Origin of the sequence: Chloroflexus islandicus (genome assembly GCF_001650695.1) — a bacterium.
Classification (GTDB): domain Bacteria; phylum Chloroflexota; class Chloroflexia; order Chloroflexales; family Chloroflexaceae; genus Chloroflexus; species Chloroflexus islandicus.
The window spans coordinates 41215-63870 of record NZ_LWQS01000043.1 but is presented as its reverse complement, the minus strand read 5'-3'; the positions used below and the strand labels follow the sequence as shown (position 1 = coordinate 63870).

The 22656-nt window shown below is 62.5% G+C and carries 18 protein-coding genes; 4 read left to right on the top strand and 14 right to left on the bottom strand.

All coding sequences use genetic code 11. The annotated features are described in order from the left end of the window. Positions 1 to 13: 13 nt before the first annotated feature. Positions 14 to 457: an acyl-CoA thioesterase gene (locus A6A03_RS07270; protein ID WP_066785627.1), complete on the top strand. Its 444-nt coding sequence runs from the start codon at positions 14 to 16 to the stop codon at positions 455 to 457. 23 nt (positions 458 to 480) lie between these two features. Here the strand turns inward: A6A03_RS07270 and A6A03_RS07265 are convergent, their stop codons facing one another. Then, on the bottom strand, positions 481 to 1476 hold the full coding sequence (locus tag A6A03_RS07265) for an AfsR/SARP family transcriptional regulator (protein WP_066785623.1): 996 nt from the start codon (positions 1474 to 1476) through the stop codon (positions 481 to 483). Between the two features lie 5 nt (positions 1477 to 1481). After that, positions 1482 to 4349: a helicase gene (locus A6A03_RS07260; RefSeq protein ID WP_066785620.1), complete on the bottom strand. Its 2868-nt coding sequence runs from the start codon at positions 4347 to 4349 to the stop codon at positions 1482 to 1484. 701 nt (positions 4350 to 5050) lie between these two features. On the opposite strand from A6A03_RS07260, the gene A6A03_RS07255 reads away from it, so the two are divergent. Beyond that, positions 5051 to 5881 carry an alpha/beta fold hydrolase gene (locus tag A6A03_RS07255; protein WP_066785617.1) on the top strand — a complete coding sequence of 277 codons (831 nt, stop codon included), beginning with the start codon at positions 5051 to 5053 and terminating at the stop codon, positions 5879 to 5881. Between the two features lie 10 nt (positions 5882 to 5891). Here A6A03_RS07255 and A6A03_RS07250 read toward each other — a convergent pair whose 3' ends face one another. The 10 genes from A6A03_RS07250 to A6A03_RS07210 all read right to left on the bottom strand — a co-directional run bounded on the left by A6A03_RS07250 (position 5892) and on the right by A6A03_RS07210 (position 13846). Then, the gene (locus A6A03_RS07250) at positions 5892 to 6695 is read right to left on the bottom strand and encodes a class I SAM-dependent methyltransferase (RefSeq protein ID WP_066785670.1); all 804 of its coding nucleotides are present in this window, start codon (positions 6693 to 6695) and stop codon (positions 5892 to 5894) included. A gap of 88 nt (positions 6696 to 6783) precedes the next feature. After that, complete coding sequence (locus A6A03_RS07245) at positions 6784 to 7113, bottom strand: DMT family transporter (RefSeq protein ID WP_066785614.1); 330 nt, start codon at positions 7111 to 7113, stop codon at positions 6784 to 6786. 27 nt (positions 7114 to 7140) lie between these two features. Further along, entirely contained in the window at positions 7141 to 7974 is an 834-nt protein-coding gene (locus tag A6A03_RS07240; RefSeq protein ID WP_066785612.1) for a CPBP family glutamic-type intramembrane protease, read from the bottom strand. Positions 7975 to 8012: 38 nt separating this feature from the next. Then, positions 8013 to 8189 carry a hypothetical protein gene (locus tag A6A03_RS20335; RefSeq protein WP_156525293.1) on the bottom strand — a complete coding sequence of 59 codons (177 nt, stop codon included), beginning with the start codon at positions 8187 to 8189 and terminating at the stop codon, positions 8013 to 8015. Then, positions 8168 to 8470, bottom strand: a complete 303-nt coding sequence (locus A6A03_RS07235) for a hypothetical protein (protein ID WP_066785610.1) — start codon at positions 8468 to 8470, stop codon at positions 8168 to 8170. Before A6A03_RS07235 ends, A6A03_RS20335 begins: the two co-directional genes overlap by 22 nt. A gap of 3 nt (positions 8471 to 8473) precedes the next feature. After that, complete coding sequence (locus A6A03_RS07230; RefSeq protein ID WP_082908936.1) at positions 8474 to 9328, bottom strand: hypothetical protein; 855 nt, start codon at positions 9326 to 9328, stop codon at positions 8474 to 8476. Positions 9329 to 9343: 15 nt separating this feature from the next. Then, positions 9344 to 9985 carry a flavodoxin domain-containing protein gene (locus A6A03_RS07225; protein ID WP_082908935.1) on the bottom strand — a complete coding sequence of 214 codons (642 nt, stop codon included), beginning with the start codon at positions 9983 to 9985 and terminating at the stop codon, positions 9344 to 9346. Continuing rightward, positions 9934 to 10224, bottom strand: a complete 291-nt coding sequence (locus A6A03_RS07220; protein ID WP_066785608.1) for a hypothetical protein — start codon at positions 10222 to 10224, stop codon at positions 9934 to 9936. Before A6A03_RS07220 ends, A6A03_RS07225 begins: the two co-directional genes overlap by 52 nt. A 100-nt stretch (positions 10225 to 10324) precedes the next feature. Beyond that, positions 10325 to 12952 carry a winged helix-turn-helix domain-containing protein gene (locus A6A03_RS20600; RefSeq protein WP_066785607.1) on the bottom strand — a complete coding sequence of 876 codons (2628 nt, stop codon included), beginning with the start codon at positions 12950 to 12952 and terminating at the stop codon, positions 10325 to 10327. A gap of 12 nt (positions 12953 to 12964) precedes the next feature. Beyond that, the gene (locus A6A03_RS07210; protein ID WP_066785605.1) at positions 12965 to 13846 is read right to left on the bottom strand and encodes a LysR family transcriptional regulator; all 882 of its coding nucleotides are present in this window, start codon (positions 13844 to 13846) and stop codon (positions 12965 to 12967) included. A gap of 611 nt (positions 13847 to 14457) precedes the next feature. Between A6A03_RS07210 and A6A03_RS07205 the strand changes: the two genes are divergently transcribed. Both A6A03_RS07205 and A6A03_RS07200 read left to right on the top strand, forming a co-directional pair. Beyond that, positions 14458 to 16032 carry a proton-conducting transporter transmembrane domain-containing protein gene (locus A6A03_RS07205; RefSeq protein WP_066785602.1) on the top strand — a complete coding sequence of 525 codons (1575 nt, stop codon included), beginning with the start codon at positions 14458 to 14460 and terminating at the stop codon, positions 16030 to 16032. Positions 16033 to 16108: 76 nt separating this feature from the next. Then, complete coding sequence (locus A6A03_RS07200) at positions 16109 to 18625, top strand: YbcC family protein (RefSeq protein ID WP_066785600.1); 2517 nt, start codon at positions 16109 to 16111, stop codon at positions 18623 to 18625. A gap of 321 nt (positions 18626 to 18946) precedes the next feature. Here A6A03_RS07200 and lon read toward each other — a convergent pair whose 3' ends face one another. Together lon and A6A03_RS07190 are read right to left on the bottom strand one after the other, a co-directional pair. Further along, positions 18947 to 21385, bottom strand: coding sequence for an endopeptidase La (gene lon / locus A6A03_RS07195; RefSeq protein WP_066785598.1), 2439 nt, complete (start codon positions 21383 to 21385; stop codon positions 18947 to 18949). Between the two features lie 445 nt (positions 21386 to 21830). Beyond that, positions 21831 to 22628, bottom strand: coding sequence for a DeoR/GlpR family DNA-binding transcription regulator (locus A6A03_RS07190; protein ID WP_066785596.1), 798 nt, complete (start codon positions 22626 to 22628; stop codon positions 21831 to 21833). Between the last annotated feature and the right edge of the window lie 28 nt (positions 22629 to 22656).

The following is a 22656-nucleotide window of genomic DNA, read 5'->3' as shown; positions in this document are numbered from 1 at the left end:
GAGGAGTAAGGGCATGACTCGTCCGGTGCCGGCAGTGCTGGCCGAATATCCGTTTCATTATCCGATTGAAGTCCGCTTTCGCGATCTTGATGCGCTTGGCCATGTCAACAATTCGGTCTATGCGACGTATCTCGAATCGGCCCGGATCGCCTATTACCAGCGGCTGGTGGGCGGCTCGCTCGACCGGTTGGGGATCATTCTGGCTGAACTGACGATTCGCTACAAAGCGCCGGCCCATTTTGGTGATGAGTTGCTGGTTGGCGTGCGGGTCAGCCGGATCGGCGGCAAGAGTTTTACCATGGAGTACGCGATTGCCCGGCTTGGCGATGGCGCGCTGATCGCGACAGCGCAGTCGGTGTTGGTGGCCTACGATTACGCTGCCGGGCGCAGTGTGCCGGTGAGCGATGAGTTTCGCGCTCGCGTCGCCGAGCTACAGGGTGGGCTAGGCGAATCGTAGCGGCGACGCAGCGCTTCATCGCTCTACTCCGCTAATTCGTGGTAGAGCTGCACGACCGGATCATCGCGTTTGCGGCGCGGGTTGATGCCGGCGGCGGCGAGGTAGCGCTGGTAGATGCGCTGCATCTCTACCGGCAAACCGAGCCGGTGGCTGGCGCGTAAGTGCCAGTTCACCACAGCGGCTGCGCGTGGTTCGAGGCTTAAGACGCGCTGGCAATAGTGCAAGCATTGCTGGTCGTTGCCGACGTTATAGGCGTGGGCAGCCAGCCGTTCGCCGGCCAGCACCGTCTTGCTGAGCAGGCTCGCTCGCCGTTCGGCGGCCCACTGCTGCGCGCCGGCAATCCCTTCCATGTACGGCCCGTCGTACAAATCGAGTACGTATTGGTAGGACGAGATCGCTGCCTCAAGGCCCTGTTCGTCGGCAGTCTTGGCGGCGAGATCGAATGTCCGTTCGAGCAGATCAGCATCACTGCGGTACAGGTCAGTGTTGAGCGTGCAGCGTTGCCGGTCGGTACGCAGCAGGTGTGTCGCGAGATCACTGCCGCCGCAGTGGTGTAGCACTTGCCGCAAGGCAGTCAGGGTGCGGGCAATGCTGCTGGCGCTGGCTGCGCCGCCCCAAATTGCCGCCGCAATCTCGCTGCGCGTGGCTCCGCTGGAGCCGCAATGCACTAGATAGGCAAAGATGCCTTGTACCTTGCGCCCGCCGGCCTTCCCGCCATCGCTTTGCCCCCATTCGTCCGGCTCAATCGGGCGGCTGTCAATAAAGACTTGGAAGTCGCCAAGACAGCGCACGTAGACGCCACGGAATGGACGGAGTTCGACCCGCAGGCCGGTGATGTCACCGATGTTGGTTAAGGCTGTCCGCGCTTGTTCACTCAGCGCCGGATCGTCGAGTAAGCGGCGCAAGTAGGTAAGGGCGCGGTTGCCATAGTGGGTAAGCAGAATCGTGGTGGCTTGCCGGCGCACCAGCGGGTCGGTATGGGTCAAGAGTGGCAGGTAAAGCGTGACAGGATTGGACATAGCTGCTACTCATCTTGATCAGGCTCCTCTGGCGGGAGACGGCGGACAATGTTGACCGAGGGATCGATGCGGAGTTCACCGTGCTCATCAAATTCAACCAAGAGGATTTCGCGATCGCCGCTGAACATGCTGAAGCGGACTTTCCCGGCTCCATACGGCATACAGATGATCCGGTCACCGGGCTGGAAGCGCGGTTCGGGCGACGGGACGCTAGCGGCTGGTTGCGGCGTAGCCGGTGCGGCGGGTTCGGCGCGAGCGCGGCGTTGGCGCAGACGGGCCAGTATCGCTTCGGCGTCGGGCATGGTTGGCTCTTCGGCTGGCGGCGGGGTGGCTGGCTGCGCCGGCGGTGAGCGATCAGGTTGATTGCGCACCGGCGTCCGTTCGGGTGGCCGGCTGTACCGGTTGCGCGGGTTGCCGCTGGCACGGGCAGTACGAGGAGGCGGCTCAGCGCGAGGGGAAGGCTCAGGCGCGCGGGCAGGCGGCTCAGCGCGGGCAGGCGGCTCAGGCGCACGGGCGGGCGGCTCAGCGCGAGGGGAAGGCTCAGGCGCACGGGCAGGTGGTTCAGCGCGGGCGGGCGGCTCAGGCGCGCGGGCAGGCGGCTCTGGCGCACGGGTAGGGGGTTCTGACGCACGAGTAGGCGGCTCAGCGCGGGCAGGCGGTTCGGTGCGAGCAGGCGGCTCTGGCGCGCGGGCAGGGGGTTCTGACGCACGAGCAGGCGGCTCTGGCACACGGGCAGGGGGTTCTGACGCACGAGTAGGCGGCTCAGCGCGGGCAGGCGGTTCGGTGCGAGCAGGCGGCTCTGGCGCGCGGCTGGCCTTGGCCGGCGGCAATGACGGCATTGGAATCGCTACTTCCGCTTCACCACCCAACACCGCCAGCAGCCAATCCATATCGGTGCGGGCCAGCGGCTCGAACAGCGGATCGGTGCGTTGATCGAGGGCAATATCATAAGCCAGCGGCAGAATACTCTCGATCTGCTCGTACAGCCATTCCGCCAAGCCGTTGCCGTTCGGTTGGGCATCAACAAAGTACAGATGCTGGGTGGCCGGATCATACGCGGTCACGCAATCTTCCAGCCGGGCCAGCGTGCGCAGCGCAATGGCGGCGACACACGACCATCCGGCCAATTGGCCGGTCACATGCAGCGGCTGGGTGAGACGTACCCAGATCGCCGGACTATTCCATTGTTGGGTGAGCGGTTCCGCCAGCGCGCGTTCTTGGGCCGGGTTCCGCCCAACCTGCTCGCGGTAGGCATACGTCGTCTCTTCAATCGTGACCCGTCCCCATCCTACCTGCGGCCCTCTGCCGCCGCGTGCGCGACGCAATTCGCGCTGCGCCCATTCATCCCGAATCCGTACCTGACAACGGCGCAGCGGCAGGGTGCGCCGGCCAGCGCGGGCGGCCAGCGTCACCGTGCCGTGCTCGTCGTCACGTGCGATGACCTGTTGCCCGCCGCATAATGGCGGCAGCGCGGCAGCCGGATGCACCCAACGACCGGCAATGGATGGATCGACCATCCCGGTCTCGCGCCCTTGTTCATCAAGCAGATGGAGCGGTTCCATGCCGGCGGCATGCAGCGCGAGGGGAATATACGGGTCGCTTTGGGTTCCCGGCAACCAGATCGGCGTCCGATCGGGCAGGCGATAGAGATGCTGCTGCGCTGCGAGCCGTTCGACAATCGCCGTGAGTTGCCACTGCTGGATCTCCTCGTCGCGCAACGGTTGCTCGCTAGCAGCGCAGACCAGATGGAGCGCGGCGACAAACGGGTTCAGCGGCGCTGGCGGCCATACCGGTGGTTGCAGCAACGGCCACATGGCCATATCGGTCACGGCCAGCCGTTGCAGGGCCGGTTCGCTGACCCCGCGCCCCAACAGCAGAATCACGAGCGCGGCTCCGCTGTCGAGTGCAGCCTGCAGCGCAGCACCGGTCTGAGCGCCGGTTACGATCTGCACGTGGGCCGGGAGCGGGCTGGTTCCGGCACTAAACCGCTCAGCGGCGACGGCTGTCCGCACGTGGCCGATTTCATAGGGGGAAGCGACCACATGCACGCTGGCGCCAGCCGCAAGGAAGGTTTCAGCCAGCCGCGTGATCTCGCTGTGGCGCTCGCCGTCGCTCTGCCAGAGAGCCAGCGTGGTGGCCGGATGGGGCAAATCGTTCGCTGACGTGACCCGCCATTCGCGCCCGCTGAGCAGATGCAGCGCCGCTTCAGCGCCGCTGACCGGCGCGACCGAGCCGCCGAGTGCGAGGGGGTGCGGCGTGAGCCGGCTGGCACGGAGCAGGATCATACTGAGGTGGCTGGCGGCGATGCCGTAATAGGTATGGAGATCGGCAACCGCCACCAAACGCAACTGGCGCCAGAAGTAGCGCCATGCGCGGTCGTGAAAGCGGAGCAGCACGCCATGCACTTCGGGCAGCGTTGTGACGACCAGCCGGGCCGCCGGCGCAGCGCGGCGCTTCGCGCCGTTGGTCGCTGCGATGGCAAGTGCCGGCTGGCAAAAGCGCGCGAGCGCCGTCGCTTCGCGCTCGTGCAGCAATGCTTGATCGGCGTCGGGTGTAATCAATAGCGCGGTAGAGTTCGCTTCGTTGCGCAGCAGATCAAGCGCCAACAGATGCAAACTAGCCCGGCTGAGCAAGCCGCTGCCGGTGATCGCAAACGGCGCGCCGCGCCGGAGGGCGGCCAGTGCGATCGATTGGGCTTGAAAAAACGGGGTGCCAATCGCGCGCACCCATGCCTCGTTCAGCGCCTGATCGACCGGCAAGTGGCTAATGCGCGCGCCGCCGGCGGCGGGAATCCGGCGCAGCGCGATGAGCGGCGATGGCGATCGCCCGGATCGTTCAGCCAGCGTTTGCAAGATGTCGATCAGATCGCTCATAACGTTGCCGGTATGACCTCGTTCCCGCCACCCGCATAGGATCACCGGGCCTATCCTGCTCGCAAGGTGTTATCAAGCGTTCATCACTTCCAACCCGGCCCTGCCCTCGCCTGCTTACCCTCGCGTGAGCTCGGAGGTGGCTGTAAGGTATGATAATGTACTTTACCGGTTCCTTGGTGGTCTGTAAACTCCATGTTTGGGTCTTTTGCCAAACATATTATGCATTCCTGTTTCACAGAGGCGCGCGGGGGCTGTTTGTCATTGCGAGGGAGCGGCGGCACCCGGCGCAGGCGGGTGGCCCGACCGAAGCAATCTCCCGCTTGAGCGGAACTAACCTGTTTAGGCATCTCTCCCGTGCTCGGCGGGGATGGCGTCGCCGGGCGGGGGCTGTTTGTCATTGCGAGGGAGCGGCGGTAGCCGGCGCAGGCGGGTGGCCCGACCGAAGCAATCTCCCGCTTGAGCGGAACTAACCTGTTTAGGCATCTCTCCCGGGCTCGGCGGGGAAGGCGTCGCCGGGTGGGGGCTGTTTGTCATTGCGAGGGGGCGCAGCCCCCGAAGCAATCTCCCGCTTCAGCGAAACCAACCCGCTCAGATACCCCTCCCGCCCTCGCGGGGAATGGCGTCGCTAGCAGCGGTGCGCACTGACACGCCGGGAGCGTGGTATACTCCTGCCGGTTCCATCGATACATTGAGGTGAGGCAATGCGTTCACGCTGGTTGCGAGTCAACGGGTACCAGTTGCACTGGATCGAAGCCGGGCATGGGCCAGCAGTACTCCTCTTGCACGGGTTTGCCGGCTCGTGCGCCGATTGGGCGCCGACCGTAGCGTGGTTGGCCGAACACGGCTACCGGGCGCTGGCGGTTGATGCGTTGGGCTTTGGCCGCTCTGAGAAGCCGGCTAACGCGCCGTATGGCTTGGTGTTGCAGAGCGATCTCTACGCCGGGCTGCTGGCAGCTCTCGGTATCGAACGGGCTACCTTCGTTGCCCATTCTATGGGTGGCAAATACGCGCTGGCGACGGCTATCCGCCATCCCGATCGGGTGACGCGGCTGGCGTTAGTCGCGACCGATGGCTTTGTCGAGCCATCGCCGCTGACAATTATTGGCGGCTGGCCAGTGATCGGCGAGACGATCCTCTGGCTGTCGGCGCACCCGGCGGTGGTGCGCGCGTTCTTGTCGGCTGCTTTCCATAACCCGGCGCCGCATGTGAATGCCGAACTGATCGAACGCGGGCGCGAGGCGATTAGCGGCGCGGCTAACCGGCGCGCGTTGACGGCGCTAAGCCGGCGGTATGCGGCGACCGATCTCACCTTGACTGGCTTGCGTGTACGGTTGCATGAGGTTCGCGCGCCGACCTTGCTCATCTGGGGGACGCAGGATCGGGTCTTTTCCCTGCACAACGCCGAAACTGCCCGCCGTGAAATTCCCGGTGCGCAATTAGTTGTGATCCCGCAGTGTGGCCACTTTCCCCATATCGAAGCAGTGCGTCCCTTCCGGGGCTTGCTCAGTGGCTTTTTGGCGCAGTATGGGTAATGCGCCGGCGCTAACCGGCCCGGTACCAGCACGCTGGCAGGGGGATGCTTCCTCTGCCGGTGTTGTCGCTGTCGAGCGGGTGCGGAAAGTCGCGCCGAAATTGCGCGCCGCGCAGCCGGTCGCGGCGCAGAAAGGTGAACTCCATCGTCGGCGGGATTGTAATATCGCCTAGCTGCACTATCCCGCGCCGGTTATTGGGGTGAATATGAATGCAGGCATGGGTTTGGAGCAGCTTCTCGAGCGCGCGGCCAGCGGTGTGGAAGAACCACTTGTTGAACAACTGGTCAAGATGGTGAAACTCGGCGACAATGATCCGGAAGCGGTTGAGTAGGGCCGGCGGCGTCGCCAACAGCACCTCGTATTCTGATCCCTCGATGTCCATTTGCAAGAGCAGATCGGCGGCTGGCTCGTCAGGCAGCGATTGGTGGACCCACTCCTCCAATGTGATGAACTGATCAGTATTGAGCGCACCAACAAACAACTTACTAAACTGAAATGCCGGATGCGGGGTAGCCGGCCCATCAACCGAGGCGTCAGCCATAAAGACGCGCATGCCGCGCTCGGCGCATGCGCGTTCAAATTCAGAAATGGGGCCGACGCCGGGAGAGAAACAGGCGACAATACCAGCAAGATCGTCGGGTACAAGGTAGCCGCCGTCGCCGTGCGGGCCGATTCGGATAAAGGGGGTGGGTGGCGCCAGCGGATGAAGCTGTTGGATCAACCCGCGTAACTGTTCAAGCGGGGTAAGATTTGTCGGAAACATCCGCATCAGCGCAGCAAGCTGGATCGATTGCCGCAGGATCGCTTGTTTCATCATAGTGCCGGGTTTTGCGGGATAAATCACAGCGTGATTGTATCATTGCGCATCACCCGAGTCAATGACAAAACAGTCATTGTGTTGATTACACTTCAACTTTTGATAGGGCATTGAGAATCACCACCCCAATAATGATGAAACCAATGCCGATAATTGCCCATAGATCGAGTTCTTGACCGTACAGCATCCACGCAATGGCGGTGATTAAGATGATTCCAATCCCTGACCAGATCGCGTAAGCAATCCCGACGGGAATCGCTTCTAATGCGAGCGACATCGCGTAAAACGAGATCGCGTAGCCAACGACCACAATCACCGATGGCAAGAGGCGGGTAAAGCCGGCGCTCGCTTTTAATGCCGAGGTTGCTATCACCTCAGATACGATAGCGATCATCAAGAAAAGCCAGTATTTCATACCCCTACTCCATCCTACAGCAACGATTCAGAACCCAGCGATAAAACGGACGGCATCCTGCATCCAGTGGAAGGCGATGGCAGCCTCAAGACCATAGCGGCGGGCCAGCAGCAACGCCGGTACGCCCCATACGAGCGCGAGCGCGCCTCCTATGACGAACCCTATCAGCGGCGCGCTTAACCAGAGATCATCAACGTGAGCATAAGCGTGGGCCAACGTTGCGAGGAGACCGGCCAACCAGACGGCTTGCGCCGGCGGTTGTGTGCGCAGTCGCTGCCAGAGCCAGCCCCACAGCGCAAACCGGTAGAGCGTCTCTTCGACGATGGCTGGCTGGAGCGCGTCAATGATCGCGGCAATTGGCGATTGCCACTGGATCGGCTGATGCTGGGTTAATTGTAACCCAACTATATTCACCGCCGCGAACGGCAACCCGATTGCGAGTCCCAGCCCGATGCTCTGGCTGGTTTGGCGCCAATCGCCGGCGGCGAGGCGGCACGGTACTGGCCCGCCTTGGCGCATCACCGCTAGCCCGCCGAGCAGAGCGATCGTCGTGAAGAGGCCGCGCAACAGGCCTTGCGCCGCTGCGCCGTCGATCAGGCCGAAGAACGGGTATGGTGAAAAGAGCGTGGTCAACGGCATTGTCCCGCCCACGAGCAGCCCTGCCCCGATCGCCAGCGCCCAATCGCGCCGTTGGAGCGTCTGGACGTTGCGAGAGATGACCCACAACGCGACCGTCACGATCACGGTGTCGAGCAGATCAAATGTGCGCGGAACGGGAAACGCGGTTGTGAGTAGCGCGCGCCCGCCAATGAGCACGAACAGGGTGGCAAGTAGGATGAGAGGGGACGTTAGCTGGCGCATACGATACCTTGGCACGTAACATACCGGCAACCATTGCCCTAATCGTACCACTGCAATGGTTGCCGGCTGACAGGCGCCGGTTGCGTTGCAAACGGCAGGAAGAGACCAGTGCCGGTGGTGATGATCACGCCAAATGATGGGCGAGGATTGTCCCAGCAGGTTGCCGGTGCGCGTGAACAGCCAACGCCAAAGATCAGGCAGGTGAGCTGTTGCAAGAGGTTGCAATGCGTGATCCGCAGCGGGTTGAATGCGATATTGATGTGAGCAAGCGTATGTTGCGCGCAATAACGATAATCACCAGCAGCGCGATGCTCCCTTGCCAGAGATGATGCAACGTGATCATGAGAAAGCTGTTGTCCGGATCAAGCTGGCGCCATTGGTAATATAGCGGTTCCGCCAGCCAGAACGATAGTTCGCTGATCAGGCGGGTAAGGATCAGCAAGCCTAGCGCGAGGCCGCCGATCACGCTGCTGGTGCGCCAGAATGGCGTTTTCATAGCTTACTCTTTCACGTGCGTGAGCAAGATGGCGGTCATACGCATCCCTGCTAGCGTCAGCGCCGGGAAGATGACCAGTTCGGCTGGACTGATGGCCACTCCCACGCGGGCCATGTTCCATGCCATCAAGCTCACTGCGGTACCGAGGGTGAGAAACTTGGCCAACCCGATCGCGGTTAGCAGGTATCCCACCGCGTGCCGGCGCAAGAGCAAGCTGCCGCCAAGCACTCCCAACGGTGCGATGATGGCCAGATCGAGCGCTTGGATGAACATACTGGTGGTGTTTTCTAAGACGGGAATGGCGTCTGGCCCGAAACTGGCCGCGATCCGGCCTAGCCATGCGACGGTCAGAAAAGCGGCGGTGAGAAAGAGTAGGACGGCGATCGGGCCATGGGGCAGGTTGTCAGCGAAGTGGCTGGGCAGCGTGGCAAGATCAAACGAGCTGATCACGATGATCAAGGCGAAGAGACTAAGGCTGAAGAGAGCGGTGTAAACAAGGAAGAGCGGGTTGTATTGTGCGCCAACGCACATCGTGAGGTACGTGTAGAGGATGAAGCCGAGCGTGCCGGCCAATAGCAAGCGAGCGCGCAACGAACCGCGCCGGCTGAGCGCATGTGAGACAGCCAACAACGGCACACCCAATGCCAGCATCACCGCATCGTTGGCTTGCATCTGCGCTGCCGAGCTAACCGTGTCCCAGTAGTAGAGGCCACGGGCGTTGATCATTACCTGCTCGCCACGGAAGGTTGTCAGTGGGTACGGTGTGCCGCTGGCGGGCCAGAGGCCGGCCAGCGCAGCGACCGCCGCTAACCCGCCAATAATCGGCACCAGCCAGTTCAAGATGCGTTGCGTAGGCATGATCGTCTCCTCAGGTCACAATCCTACCGGCAACCAGCCGCGGATCTGGTTCCAATCGCGTTCATCGGTCTCGACCGCGCCAACCATCTTGGCAATCATCCGGTCAAGCCACGACAGGCGGCTGAAGTCCATCTTGCCGCTGAAATAGACCGTTTCGGCGTGTGGCACGAACGGTTGCACGGCGTTGAGATAGGCGGTGCGGGCGGTTTGGCTAGCTTCATCATCGCCGGTGTTGCGCAGGTGAACGGTGAAGAGCGCGACCGGTAGCCCGCTCAGGGTGGCCTGATGTCTCTTCACGAACTCGATCGCCTCAGGCAACCAGTTGCCAATGCGAATCGCGCTGCCGATAATCACCGTGGTATAGCCTGCCAACGCCGGTTGCTCGTTCACCGGTTTGACATCGACGGCATAGCCGCGCGCAGCAAGGCTTTCACCGATCGCGGCGGCAATTTCGGCAGTCGAACCGGCGCGGGTGGCATACGTCACGAGAATGCGTTTGCTCATCGGAGTTGCTCCTTCTAAGGTGACGGTAGGGTGGTCAATCACTGGCGTTTGGGTTGCGGCAACCGTTAATCCGGCGCCGGCCAGCGTCGCGCCGGCAACGCTCAGACCGGCGACTGTGAGGAAGCGGCGGCGGGAGATGGGTTGGGCCGGCATAATGATGCTCCTTCTTCGTGCGTGAAGGCTAGTATCACGTATCCCAGATTGTGCAGGTGGCGCAAGAGACCGAGGATGCCGGCCTGATCGGTCTGGATCGGCGCGATACGGCTGGTCGCGCCGGCGTAGCTCAAGACAGCTCCCGGCGGGCAACAGGCGATCACAAACTCTTCGTCAATCCGTCCGCGCAGGATGAGGCAGTACGGTTGCTGATCAGCAATGGTGGGGTGGCTGTTCATTGCGCGCTTCCTTTCGTGTTGGCTCCAGTGTATCTCTGGGCCAAACAAAACGGACTACACGAAGATGTAGTCCGTGCGGCGGAAATGATGTAGTTGTGCGCTACAGCCAGCCAAGCTCACGCGCGCGCGCCACGGCGTGGGTGCGGTTGTTGGCCGCCAGTTTGCCGTAGATGGTCTTGACGTGGAAGCGCACGGTGTTGACGCTGATAACCAAGTGCTCGGCGATCGCGGCATAGGTCAGACCTTGCGCCAATAAGCGCAGCACGGTCGCTTCGCGTTCGCTCAGCGGTTCAAAGCCGGCGGCGGTTATCTGGCGGGGCGCTGCTGGCGCCGGTGACGGCAGATGGATCGCCAGCCATGGCGGGCAATCAATCTGGCGCAGCAGATTGCTGATCGCCTCGCCGGCTTCAAGGAAGATGCGGACATAGCCTTCCGCTTCGGCAATCGCGAGCGCGCGGTTGAGCAGGCGCGTCGCGGTTGGCTGGTCGTGCTGGCGGCATTGCGCGCTCAGGATAAGGGTGCGCAGTAAGATATCGTACCGTCCGGTCGTCTCGGCGACACTGATCAGGTGTTGGGCTACATCGGCGGCGCGCGGATCGCGTTGCGCCAGCAGCAGACGCAACCAGCTTAGATGGATGAGCAGGGTACGATGGGTGGCCGGTTCATCAGGCGTGATGCCGCAGCGCCGGAGGTGCGCCGTCGCGGTGGCGAGGTCGCCGGTGGCCAGCGCTAGTGCAACCTGTTGCGCAAGCAGTTCGGGCCGCACCCACGCTGGCGCACCTTGTCCAAGCAATGTTTCAGCAGTGGCTAGGATGTGGGCAGCTCCAGCCAGATCGCCTTCAGATTGCAAGAGGCGGGCAAGCGTGCATTGGCTGTAGATCACCGAAGCATTGTGCGCCGCTAACGTCCCCAAATGAATGCTTTGCTCAAGGTATGCACGGCTGCGGGGAAGATCGTTCCATTCGTACAACACTAGCCCCAATGCGCCGTAGACTGCGCCAAAGATCGGCGGCGGCGCAGTTTGGCTGTGCTCTAGATGCTGGATCGCTGCGGTGGCGGTGGCCGCCGCGAGGCGCAAATGCCCGTATTGCGTTGCGAGCAGCGTGAGGTGCGCCACCGCCAGCATTTCGGTAACGGGATCGCCGGCGGTGCGCGCCGATTGCGCTGCGCGTTGCAATGCGGCGACGGCGTTGGTAAAGTCGGGCAACTGGCGGTAGGCCCCACCTAATGCCAGCGCCGCCAATCCGGCGACTCGTTCGTTGCCGGTGGGGTTGGCTGCCAAACTCGCCTCAGCCGCCGTAATGGCTTCTGTGATTCGCCCAACCGTTTGGTTCAGATTGGCGCGCAAGGCCAAGCTCTCTGCCCGTAGCGCCGCGTCATTGGCAGGCGGTTGGGCAGCGAAGGCGGTTTCTGCCTGTATGAGCAGTGGCTCCACCTGTTCAAGCTGGCCGCGCAAGAGCCGCATCCAGCCGAAGTCGAGGCAGAGGCGCGGGCTGGTTTGAAGGCAGCCGTCCGGCAAAGCGTGCAACCAACGTTCAAGGGCGTGAGTATAGCCGGCATTCAACAATACCCAGCCATGGCGTTCGAGCAGCGCAATGACCCGTTCTTGCTCGTTGGCGGCCAGCGCGTGATCGATCGCCTCAACCGGCCTGCCTTGCGTTTCGTGCCAATGACTGGCGCGTTGATGCAGCCGAGCAATGAGCGAGGGATAGCGGCGCCGCAGGTGCGTCTGCAAGAGTTCGGCGAACAGGCGGTGATAGCGGTGCCACGTGCCGGTATGGTCTTGCGGCACGAGGAACAGGTTGGCGGCTACGAGATAGTCAATCAGCGCGGCGCTGTCTGTCCGGCCAGTGACGGCATCGCACAACTCGCTGGTGAACCGGTCGAGGATGGAGGTTTGCAAGAGAAACTCTTGCACAGCGGGCGGCTGGCGGGCCAGCACCTCTTCAGTAAGATAACCGAGCATGAACCGATGTGAACCGCTCAGTTCCGCCACCAACCGGGCCGGATCGGGCGACCCTTGCAATGATAATCCGGCGAGTTGCACCCCTGCCGGCCATCCCTCAGTGCGTTCGAGCACCTGATCGAGAGCGGCGTCATCTAACGCCAACCGCATCCGTTCGCAGAGAAGGGCGATCGTTTCGGCGCGGTCAAACCGTAAATCGGCTGCGCGCACCTCGGTGAGCTGGTTGCGCGCGCGCCAGCGGGCCAACGGCATAGCCGGATCTTCGCGGGTGACGAGCATCAGGTGGAACGATGGCGTCGCGTGGGCTAACACCTGCTCGGCCAGCGTCAAGATCGCCGGATCGTGGATCAGGTGGAAGTCGTCGAGCACGCAGACCAGAACCTCGTTGAGGGTGGCAAGCTCGTTGAGGATCGTGGCCGCGAAGATTGCGGGGGGCGGGAATTGGCCGGCGCGCAAGATGGGCAGCAAGTCATTTCCAAGCTGCGGGTAGACTCGTTGCAGCGCCGCCACGAAATAGAGGCCAAACCGGATTGGGTCGTCGTCAGTTTCGTCGAGCGCCAGCCACGCGATGGGGCAGGAACATTGCGCGGCCCACGCGGCGGCGAGCGTGGTCTTGCCATAGCCGGCGGGGGCGGCGATCAGACTCAGCCGGCGCTGCTCAGCCAGCCCTTCGTTCAGGCGCGCCACCAAGTGCGGGCGCGCGATCGTGGAAGGCGCGGGCCGCGGTGGGATGATCTTGCTGATCAAAAGGGTAGGTGTCATAGTTGCCATCATCTATTCCGGCGCTGCCGGTTTCGGCAACACAAGACTTAACAACGGGTTGGGGAAGCGCCGGACAAGGGTAATCGCGCAAAAGGTCTCGGCGAGATCGGGCAAATCGGCATACTCGACCAGCATCCCGTTGTCGAGTTCATCTTTGACCACGATTGGCGGCATCACCGACAAGCCGCTGTGTTCGCGCGCCATCAACCGCAGCATGGCCATGTCGTCAGCTTCGGCCACGATCCACGGTTCAATGCCTAAACGGTGCATCAGAGCGTCGAAGCCGGCGCGTACCGTCGATTCGGGCGAAGGCACGACGAGCGGCTCGGTGCGTAATAATTCGTCAATTGGTTTCTGATACCGGTCAGCGCGGGGATGGCCGATCAAGCCCACCGGCTGCGTGTCGATCACGTGAATGATCCACGGCGAGGACTGATCGCGGGGAGGCGCCACATCCGACAGCACCACATCGAGATCGTACAGCTTGAGGCTGTTGAGCAGGTCATCGAGCGCGCCAGAGCGAATGATGACCTTGATATCGAGATCGATCAGCAGCGGGCGCAGAAAGCGCACCTGAAAATTGCGCGAGAGGGTAGACAGCGCGCCGACGCGCAATACCTTTTGCTGGGTCTCGGCCAAGCGGCCAAAGGTGCCGAGCAGTTCATCGCCTTTGGCGAAGATCGCATCGGCAAAGTCGAGTGCAATATGGCCGGCTTCGGTCAGCACCAACCGGCGACCCACTCGCTCGAACAGTGGTTGGCCCAGATAATCTTCGAGCGCGCTGATCTGCATCGACAGCGCCGATTGGGCGATGTTGTGCTTGCGCGCGGCCCGGGTGAGGTTGCCTTCGTGGGCCACGATCCAGAAATACCGCAAATGATGATAATTCAACATAATTTTTGATATGCCTACCGTAATACCGCACGGCTGTGCGGTTCCTGCCCTGCGTTGTTGAGGTGCGGACAGAACATGGAACTGTCGATCGCTGTGCGATGCCTCAACGCTCGGTTCTACGCTCCCCTCTCCCGCACCAGTGAGTTGAGGAGCGGGCAGACCATGTGATCGATTGCAACCGTGGATCGCTGTGCGATACCGTAAAGCCCCGTGCTGCACTCCCCATCACCCCTCCCCCAGCGAGGGAGGGGCTGGGGGTGGGGGCAAACCACCGCATCCCAACGCCATCAACCGCATCTATGCTCATCTGTTCTGTCCGCTCTTGAACCCAGCGGGGGAGGGGCTGGGGGTGGGGGCAAACCACCGCATCCCAACGCCATCAACCGCATTTGCGATCACAGGTTCTGTCCGCCCTTGCATCCTGCGGTGGGATAGATGCCGTGCGCCCCATCCACCACCAGTATGCCAGATTGCATGCGCTGCTGCAATGACCCCTCGTTAAATATTCTATCAAAACGAACGTATTTTGCAAAAACATATATTTTACTGATTGATAGCCGCATGATACTATCCAACTATCGACCATTGATACACAGGGAGGTAACGACGGTATGGATGGGATGTTGGCGCTTCTGGGATATCTTGCGCCGCTATCGTTGGCGGTTGTGGCGCTGTTGGCGGCGCTCAACCTGTTGCGTTCGGTTGAGCTGGTGTTTCAGGTTGGGCGGGCGGTGAGCATTGGCGCGTTTGGCTTGATGCTCACATTGGGGATCGTGGTCTTGACCACTGGCCCGCAGGTCAGCCCGTTGATCGGGATTGGCGAGGTGGGGCTGTCGCTGCGCCTCGATGCGCTCAGTGTGATGATGTCGTGGTTGGTGACGCTGCTGGGCGCGTTGTTGATCCAGTTTAGCCGGAACTATCTCGATGGTGATCCGCGCCAGAAGCTCTTTTTCATCCGTTTGTACCTGACGGTCAGCGCCGTGCTGTTGATGGTGATGGCCGGCAATCTCTGGCAGTTGGTGGCAGCGTGGATTGCGATGAGCCTTGCTCTGCACGAGCTGCTGGTGTTTTACCCCGATCGGCCACGCGCGATCCGGGCAGCGGGCAAGAAGTTTATCGTGGCCCGCGTTGGCGATGTGGCGCTGATTAGCGCAGCGGTGCTGCTGGCGCAAACCTTCGGTACGACCGATTTGGGCCAGCTCCGTGACGCGACCAGTGCGGCGTTGGCGTCGGGTGTGATCCCGGCTGGCGCTGCAACCGCCGCCATCTTGATTGTGATCGCGGCGGCGCTGAAGTCGGCAATGTTCCCCTTCCATGGCTGGTTGCTCGAGGTGATGGAGACGCCGACGCCGGTGTCAGCTCTGCTGCACGCTGGTCTGCTTAACGCTGGCATCTTCTTGGTGGTGCGGTTTGGCGAGCTGGTCTTCTTGTCGACGCCGGCGCTTATCTTACTGATCGTGCTCGGTGGCTTTACCGCCATCTTCGCCTCGTCATCGATGATTACCCAGAGCAGCGTCAAGGTGTCGCTGGCTTACTCCAGCGCGGCGCACATGGGCTTTATGTTGATGCTGTGCGGTTTTGGCGCGCACACGGTGGCGATTATGCACCTGATTGCCCACTCGTGCTACAAGGCCCACGCCTTCCTCTCGTCGGGCAGCATTATCGAGTACGTGCGCAATACTGGCGCGCAGAAGCTGGATAAGGCGCCGAACCCGCTGGCGTTGCTGGCGAATATGGCGGTGGCGGTGGCGATGTTTGTCGCGGTGGCGACTGCGATCGGGATCGATATTACCAAGCGGCCCGGTGAGACGGCGATGGTCACGATCTTTATGGCGGCTGTCGCTTACCTATTGGTTAAGGGTACGACCGGCAAAGCGCCCCTCTACGTTATCGCGCGCACAATGGGGATGGCAGTCTTGGTGACGCTTGCCTTCTTCGCGCTCGAAGTGGCCGCTGAGGCCTTGCTCGGCGGGGCGGTGGCGGTTTATCCGGCGCTGAGCATGCCGGTGATGGTCGCGATGATCGCGGCGGTGGTCATCTTCGTTGCGGTGATGGCGTTCAGCGCCTTTTTGCCGGCGCTCGCCAATCTGCCGGCGTGGCGCGCGTTCTATGTCCATCTCAAGCACGGCTTCTACGCTAATGCGCTGTTTGACCGGGTGCTCGATACGCTCCGGTTGGCGCGGTGATGGAATGGGGCACGGATCCACACGCATAGACCCTGACTGATAAGAGATTGCAATATCACGTATGGAGGATGCGCCAATGACTCTGGTTGAGACCAATATCCAATCGCTGCCAGTTATCGCTGCGCCGATCCGGGAGCTGACCGCGGAAGCGGTTATCGCGGCGGCCAAGCGGGCCGAGCACCAGATTGCGCCGTTGTGGCCGTTGCGCACGTTCGTCGCCGTGAACCCCTACTTGGGCCTGATCGATCACTCGTTTGCGCAGGCGGCCCAACTGCTGGCGCGGCGGGCCGGCGCCAAGATGACTGCGCCGCGCACGTTCTATGCTGAGGCCATTCAGAGCGGGCGCATTACCGATGACGATCTGGCGGCGGCGATTGCGGCGGGGGCGCCGTTCCCCGGCTCGCCGGCGACGGTGGCGGCGCTGAAGGCGTTTGCCCTCAGCCGCACTCCGGAACCGGTGATCAAGACGCTGCCTACCGTGGCCGATGTCGCGGCCAAGCTGACCGGCACGCCGTGGGCCGATATTGTCACCGACTCAATCTCGAACTGGGCCGGCGCCTACTTCGATCTGGGCCAGTCCTATTGGCGCTCGCCGTGGGCCAATCTGCCGGCTTTCGCAGCGTGGCGGGCCGAAGCCGCCTTCGACCGCACGCCGCAGGTGCGTGGCGCGCGCGCCTTCCAGCGCGTGTTGCAGGAAATGCCCAAGACCGCGCCAGAGGCGATCGTGGCCGCTGTTGAGCTGTTGCAGATCCCGGCCAATGGTCTTGAGCCCTACTTCCACCGCCTCTTGCTGTCGATCCAAGGCTGGGCCGGGTATGCCCGCTACCTGCGCTGGAATGCCGAACTCTACGGCGGTCAAGACCAAACCTTGACCGATCTGCTGGCGATCCGGCTGGTGTGGGAAGTGGCGTTGTGGCGCAGCTTTGCCCGCACCGGCTTGGCCGAAGCGTGGCAGCAGCGCAAGGGAGAATTGGGCAATGATCAGGTGGACGAAGCGGCCAAGCGGGCGCTCGGCGGCGATCTCTTGCTGCAACGCGCCTTCGAGAAGGCCTACCAGCGCCAGTTGTTCGCCAGCCTCGGCGCGCCGGCGCCGGCGGCTGCCGCAACCCGCAAGCGCGCGCAAGCCGCGTTCTGCATCGACGTGCGCTCAGAGATCTTCCGCCGCGCGCTCGAAACTGTGACCGGCGAGATCGAGACGATTGGCTTTGCCGGGTTCTTCGGCTTCCCGATCGAGTACATCCCGCTGGCCGAGACGCAAGGTGGTGCGCAGTGTCCGGTCTTGTTGACGCCGCAGTTCGTGATCGCCGAGTCGGTTGATGGCAAGGCCAGCGCCGATGTCGAAGCCGCTATCGCCAAGCGGACGATGAACCAGCGCGTGGCCAAGGCGTGGCGGATGTTCAAGTTTGGCCCGGTCTCGTGCTTCGGCTTCGTCGGGCCGGTCGGCTTGGCCTATCTGCGCAAGCTACTGCTCGACACGCTCGGCATCACCCGGCCGGTGCCGCATCCGGCGACGTTCGGCCTCGATGCCGATACCCGCGCGCGGGTCAAGCCGAGCCTCGAACCGCGCCCGATCAATGGTCGCGTGACTGGTATGGCGCTGGAGCAGCGGATTGCCGCCGCCGAGGGTGCGCTCAAGGCGATGTCAATGACCAGCAACTTTGCCCGCATCGTGTTGCTGGCCGGCCACGGTTCAACCACTGTCAACAACCCGCACGCCACTGGCCTTGATTGTGGCGCGTGCGGCGGCCACACCGGCGAAGCGAACGTGCGGGTGGCGGTGCAGATCCTCAACGATCCGGCGGTGCGGGCCGGTCTGCGCCAGCGCGGGATCGACATTCCGGCCGATACGGTGTTCGTGGCCGGTTTGCACGACACCACCACCGACGATGTGACCATCTTCGACAAAGGCGATGTGCCGGCCAGCCACGCCGATGATCTCAAGCAGTTGGAAGCCGATCTGGCCGCTGCCGGACGGTTGGCGCGGGCCGAGCGGGCCGCATTGCTGAAGATTGGGGCGGATGATAACATCGATCAAGCGGTGCGCCAGCGCAGCAAAGACTGGTCACAGGTGCGGCCAGAGTGGGGCTTGGCCGGCTGCGCCGCGTTCATCGCCGCTCCCCGCGAGCGCACCGCTGGGGTGAAGCTGGACGGGCGCTCGTTCCTGCACAACTACGATTGGCGGCAGGACGATGGTTTCGGTGTGCTGGAGCTGATCATTACCGCACCGATGATCGTGGCGAGCTGGATCAACCTGCAATACTACGGCTCAACGGTTGATAACCGGGTCTTCGGCAGCGGCAACAAGACGCTGCACAACGTGGTCGGTACGCTCGGCGTGCTTGAGGGCAACGCTGGCGACCTGCGGGTCGGGCTGCCGTGGCAGTCGGTTCACGACGGCGAGAAGTACGTCCACGAACCAATGCGCTTGCACGTGCTGATTGAAGCGCCGATCGATGCGATGACCGCGATCATCGCCAAGCACGAACAGGTGCGCCAATTGCTCGACAACGGCTGGCTCTACCTGTTTGCGATCGGTGAAAATGGCAAGGTGACGCACCAATACGCCGGCGGGTTGCGCTGGCAGGCGGTGTAACATCACCTGATGCAGTCATTGGAGCCGCACGGTGGTGCGGCTCCCATGTTTGTACAGATATAGATGCAATTTGTAGAGCCGCACGGCGGTGCGGCTCCAATGTTTGTACCGGATAGATGCAATTGTAGAGCCGCACGGTGGTGCGGCTCCCATGTTTGTACAGATATAGATGCAATTTGTAGAGCCGCACGGCGGTGCGGCTCCAATGTTTGTACCGGATAGATGCAATTGTAGAGCCGCACGGCGGTGCGGCTCCAATGTTTGTACTGGATAGATGCAATTGTAGAGCCGCACGGCGGTGCGGCTCCTATCGATGCCATATCACCCCACCGGCACCTCTCCCGCCGGTTGCGTTACCGTGATGGTTGGGGCAGTTTCACCCGGCGGCAGCAGGGCAACGCTCAACACCTCGTCGAGGGTTTCGACCGGGATGAAGGTCATCTCGGCGCTGACGGCGGACGGCAGGTCGTCGAGGTCGAGCATGTTGCGCTTGGGCAGAATGATGGTGCGAATCCCGGCCCGGTGCGCGCCGAGCGCCTTCTCTTTGATGCCGCCGATGGGCAGCACCCTCCCCCGCAGCGAAATTTCGCCGGTCATGGCGATGTCGTCACGCACCAGCCGGCCAGTGGCGGCTGAAGCCAACGCCGTCGCCATCGTAATCCCCGCCGAGGGGCCGTCTTTGGGCACGGCTCCCGCCGGCACGTGAATATGGATGGCGTGGGTCTCGAAGAAATCCGGTTCGATGCCGAGCGAGCGGGCGCGCGAACGGACGTAGGTCAGCGCAGCTTCGGCGCTCTCGCGCATGACATCGCCGAGCTGGCCGGTGATCCGCAGCTCCTTCTTCCCTTCCACCGCACTCGCCTCAACAAAGATAATATCACCGCCGACCGGCGTCCAGACCAACCCAATCGCCACGCCGGGTTGGTCGATCCGCTCGCGGGTTTCGTTGGTGAAGCGGGGCCGGCCTAAGGCCGTGCGCACGAAGGCGGCATCAACCACGAACGGCAAGCTGGCCGGGTCGATCTCGCCTTCGCTGAGGCGGCGGGCAACTTTGCGCAGCACCGCGCCAATCGACCGTTCGAGGTTGCGCACGCCGGCTTCGCGGGTGTATTCGTTGATAATGCAGCGTAGCGCTTCTTCACTCACCGTCGCCTCTTCGGGGCGCAAACCGTTGGCGCGCAACTGGCGCGGCACGAGATGGCTCTGCGCGATCTGCACCTTCTCGTCTTCGATGTACCCCGACAGTTCGATTACCTCCATGCGGTCGCGCAACGCCGGCGGCACCGTATCCCACGTGTTGGCGGTGGCAAGGAACAGCACCCGCGAGAGATCGAACGGCAGATTGAGATAGTGATCGGTGAAGGTGTGGTTCTGTTCCGGGTCAAGCACCTCAAGCAGCGCGGCGGCTGGGTCGCCGCGGTAATCCATGCCGAGTTTGTCAATTTCATCGAGCAAAATCACCGGATCGGCGGTACCGGCGCGGCGCAGCTCTTGGATGATCCGGCCCGGCTGCGAACCGATATAGGTGCGGCGGAAGCCGCGCAGCTCGGCTTCGTCGCGCACGCCGCCTAAACTCATGCGCACGAAGCTGCGTCCCAAAGCGCGGGCAATGCTCTGGCCGAGGCTGGTCTTGCCGACGCCGGGAGGGCCAACGAAGGCGAGGATCGGCTCGCGGTTAGCGCGCAAGTTTTCTTCCCCCAACAGCGCGCGGCGCTGCTTGACCGCCAGATATTCGAGGATGCGCTCTTTCACCTTCTGCAAGCCGTGATGGTCTTCGTCGAGCACTTGCCGGGCATAGGCGATGTCAATCGGCTGGCCGGTATAGATATTCCACGGCAATTCAGCCAACCACTCAAGGTAGGTGCGCACCATCTGATATTCCGGCGAGCTCGCGTTAATCCGGGCCAGCCGGTTCAACTCGCGGTCGGCCTCTTTGCGCGCTACTTCCGGCAGGTTGGCAGCGGCCAGCTTCTGGCGCAGATCGTCGAGCTCGGCCGCTTCGCTACTATCTTCCCCCAACTCCTTTTGAATCGCCTTCAACTGCTGGCGCAGGTAAAACTCGCGCTGCTGCTTGGCCGCACTCTCTTGCACCTCTTGGCGCAGGCGAGCCTGCACTTCGAGCACAGCAAAATGCTTGCGGTAGAACTCGCGCACCTTGCGCAGCCGCTCGACCACATCGAAGGTTTCGAGCAGCTCTTGCCGTTCGGCGAAGGTGTAATCGGGCGAATAGCCGGTATTATCGGCCAGATGGCCGGGATCGTCGATCGAGCGCACGAAATTGCGGATCTCTTGAGTGACGCCGGGGCGCAATTCGAGCACGGCGTCGATGGCGGCATGCACTTCGACCATCAACTGTTCAAGTTCCGGCGTGCGCTCGAAGACATCGGGCCGGCGGGTGAAGCGGAAGCGCAGGTAAGGCGTGGTCTGGGTGGCTTCGATCAGTTCGGCGCGCACCAACCCGCGTACCACCACACCGGTCGCACCGGTGGGCAATGTGCCGATCTGCTCAATCCGGGCCACCACGCCAACCCGAAAGAGCTGATCGGTAATTGGGGCATCAGCCGGCGGATCGGGCCGGCGCGCGGCCAGCAACACCTTGCGCCCCTCGCGCGCGGCTGCCTCAGCCGCCGCTGCCCCCAGCTCATCGAGGGTCAAACTGACCACAGTATAGGGAAAGACCACTGCCCCTTCGAGCGGAATCAGCGGCAGCGTCTCTGGGGTCTCTTCGCTCGGTTGGTCGTGCAGCGTCTCGTCACTCATAGCGCGTCTCCCGATTGGTAAGCGGAACAACTATTCCGCACTATTGGTATTGTGAAACGCACGCCGAAGCGTGTCAATGGCAGCGGCCAAGTTCTAGTGAAACTCTAACAGTAGCGGCGCAGAGGGGGCAAAGACGCACACGAGGCAAAGGCGCAGAGGGAGCAAAGACGCACACGAGGCAAAGGCGCAGAGGGGGCAAAGACGCACACGAGGCAAAGGCGCAGAGGGGGCAAAGACGCAAAGAGATGATAAACGCAAAGGCGCAAAGGACGCAGAGAGCGCAGAGATTTTTAACGCAAAGACGCGAAGGGCGCGAAGGGCGCAGAGGGTTTTGTAGGGATGGCGCCAAGCACGCTCTTACCCAACCTAAAAAACCTTCGCGTCCTCTGCGCTCTTTGCGCCTTTGCGTTTAGATCACTTCGCGTCTCTGCTCGCTTTGCGCCTTCTACACCAGTATAACCCGCACGCCGGCCTCTTCCATACGGCGCAGATCGATCTCGGGCAAGTCGGTGTCGGTAATCACCGTTTCGATCGACTCAAGCGGCAACACCTTAATAAACCCGCGCCGCTGCCACTTGCTCGAATCGGCCAGCAGAATAATCCGGCGGGCGGCGTGGGCCAACGCGCGCTTGGTTTGAGCGATCTCGCTGGTCGAGTCGGTCACGCCGTAGCTTGAGTCGACCGACTCGGCGGCCAGAAACAGCTTCTCGACCACCAGATGAGCTAGATTCTGCTCGACCAGCGGCCCCAGTGTGCCGAAGGTGGCGTAATTGACGGCGCCGCCGAGCATCCAGACCTGCACGTCGCTGAGATGGCGCAGCTCGATCACCACGTTCAAGGCGTTGGTGACGACGGTCAGCGGCGTGCGCTGGCGTAAGTGTTTGACCATCTCGACCACGGTTGTGCCGGCGTCAAGCAAGATCGTGTCGCCGGGATTGACCAGTTGGGCGGCGGCGGCGCCGATGCGGGCCTTGGCTTCGAGCCGGATGCCGGCCCGTTGCTCGAACGCGATCAGCGCGCTGGTCGCCGGTAACGCCACCGCGCCGCCGTGATCGCGGATCAGCACCCCCTCGCGTTCGAGTGCAGCCAAATCGTTGCGGATCGTCACCGGCGTCACGCCAAAAAACTCGGCCAGTTCGTTAACCCGCACCGAGCCGCGTTGCCGCACCAATTCAGCGATCCGGCTGCGCCGGTCGAGCATGAGCGGGCTGCGTTCGCCGATCGCGTTGTCATCCGGTTGCATTGATCTATCTCCGGTTGTGATTGATTTT

What these genes read in the sequence shown, in the direction of transcription:
- lon (WP_066785598.1), bottom strand. Translation starts at nt 21,385, where the DNA reads ATGAGTGACGAGACGCTGCACGACCAACCGAGCGAAGAGACCCCAGAG.
- A6A03_RS07225 (WP_082908935.1), bottom strand. Translation starts at nt 9,985, where the DNA reads ATGCCGGCCCAACCCATCTCCCGCCGCCGCTTCCTCACAGTCGCCGGT.
- A6A03_RS07245 (WP_066785614.1), bottom strand. Translation starts at nt 7,113, where the DNA reads ATGAAATACTGGCTTTTCTTGATGATCGCTATCGTATCTGAGGTGATA.
- A6A03_RS20600 (WP_066785607.1), bottom strand. Translation starts at nt 12,952, where the DNA reads ATGACACCTACCCTTTTGATCAGCAAGATCATCCCACCGCGGCCCGCG.
- A6A03_RS07235 (WP_066785610.1), bottom strand. Translation starts at nt 8,470, where the DNA reads ATGAAAACGCCATTCTGGCGCACCAGCAGCGTGATCGGCGGCCTCGCG.
- A6A03_RS07265 (WP_066785623.1), bottom strand. Translation starts at nt 1,476, where the DNA reads ATGTCCAATCCTGTCACGCTTTACCTGCCACTCTTGACCCATACCGAC.
- A6A03_RS07270 (WP_066785627.1), top strand. Translation starts at nt 14, where the DNA reads ATGACTCGTCCGGTGCCGGCAGTGCTGGCCGAATATCCGTTTCATTAT.
- A6A03_RS07190 (WP_066785596.1), bottom strand. Translation starts at nt 22,628, where the DNA reads ATGCAACCGGATGACAACGCGATCGGCGAACGCAGCCCGCTCATGCTC.
- A6A03_RS07260 (WP_066785620.1), bottom strand. Translation starts at nt 4,349, where the DNA reads ATGAGCGATCTGATCGACATCTTGCAAACGCTGGCTGAACGATCCGGG.
- A6A03_RS07220 (WP_066785608.1), bottom strand. Translation starts at nt 10,224, where the DNA reads ATGAACAGCCACCCCACCATTGCTGATCAGCAACCGTACTGCCTCATC.
- A6A03_RS07210 (WP_066785605.1), bottom strand. Translation starts at nt 13,846, where the DNA reads ATGTTGAATTATCATCATTTGCGGTATTTCTGGATCGTGGCCCACGAA.
- A6A03_RS07230 (WP_082908936.1), bottom strand. Translation starts at nt 9,328, where the DNA reads ATGCCTACGCAACGCATCTTGAACTGGCTGGTGCCGATTATTGGCGGG.
- A6A03_RS07255 (WP_066785617.1), top strand. Translation starts at nt 5,051, where the DNA reads ATGCGTTCACGCTGGTTGCGAGTCAACGGGTACCAGTTGCACTGGATC.
- A6A03_RS07200 (WP_066785600.1), top strand. Translation starts at nt 16,109, where the DNA reads ATGACTCTGGTTGAGACCAATATCCAATCGCTGCCAGTTATCGCTGCG.
- A6A03_RS07250 (WP_066785670.1), bottom strand. Translation starts at nt 6,695, where the DNA reads ATGAAACAAGCGATCCTGCGGCAATCGATCCAGCTTGCTGCGCTGATG.
- A6A03_RS07205 (WP_066785602.1), top strand. Translation starts at nt 14,458, where the DNA reads ATGGATGGGATGTTGGCGCTTCTGGGATATCTTGCGCCGCTATCGTTG.
- A6A03_RS07240 (WP_066785612.1), bottom strand. Translation starts at nt 7,974, where the DNA reads ATGCGCCAGCTAACGTCCCCTCTCATCCTACTTGCCACCCTGTTCGTG.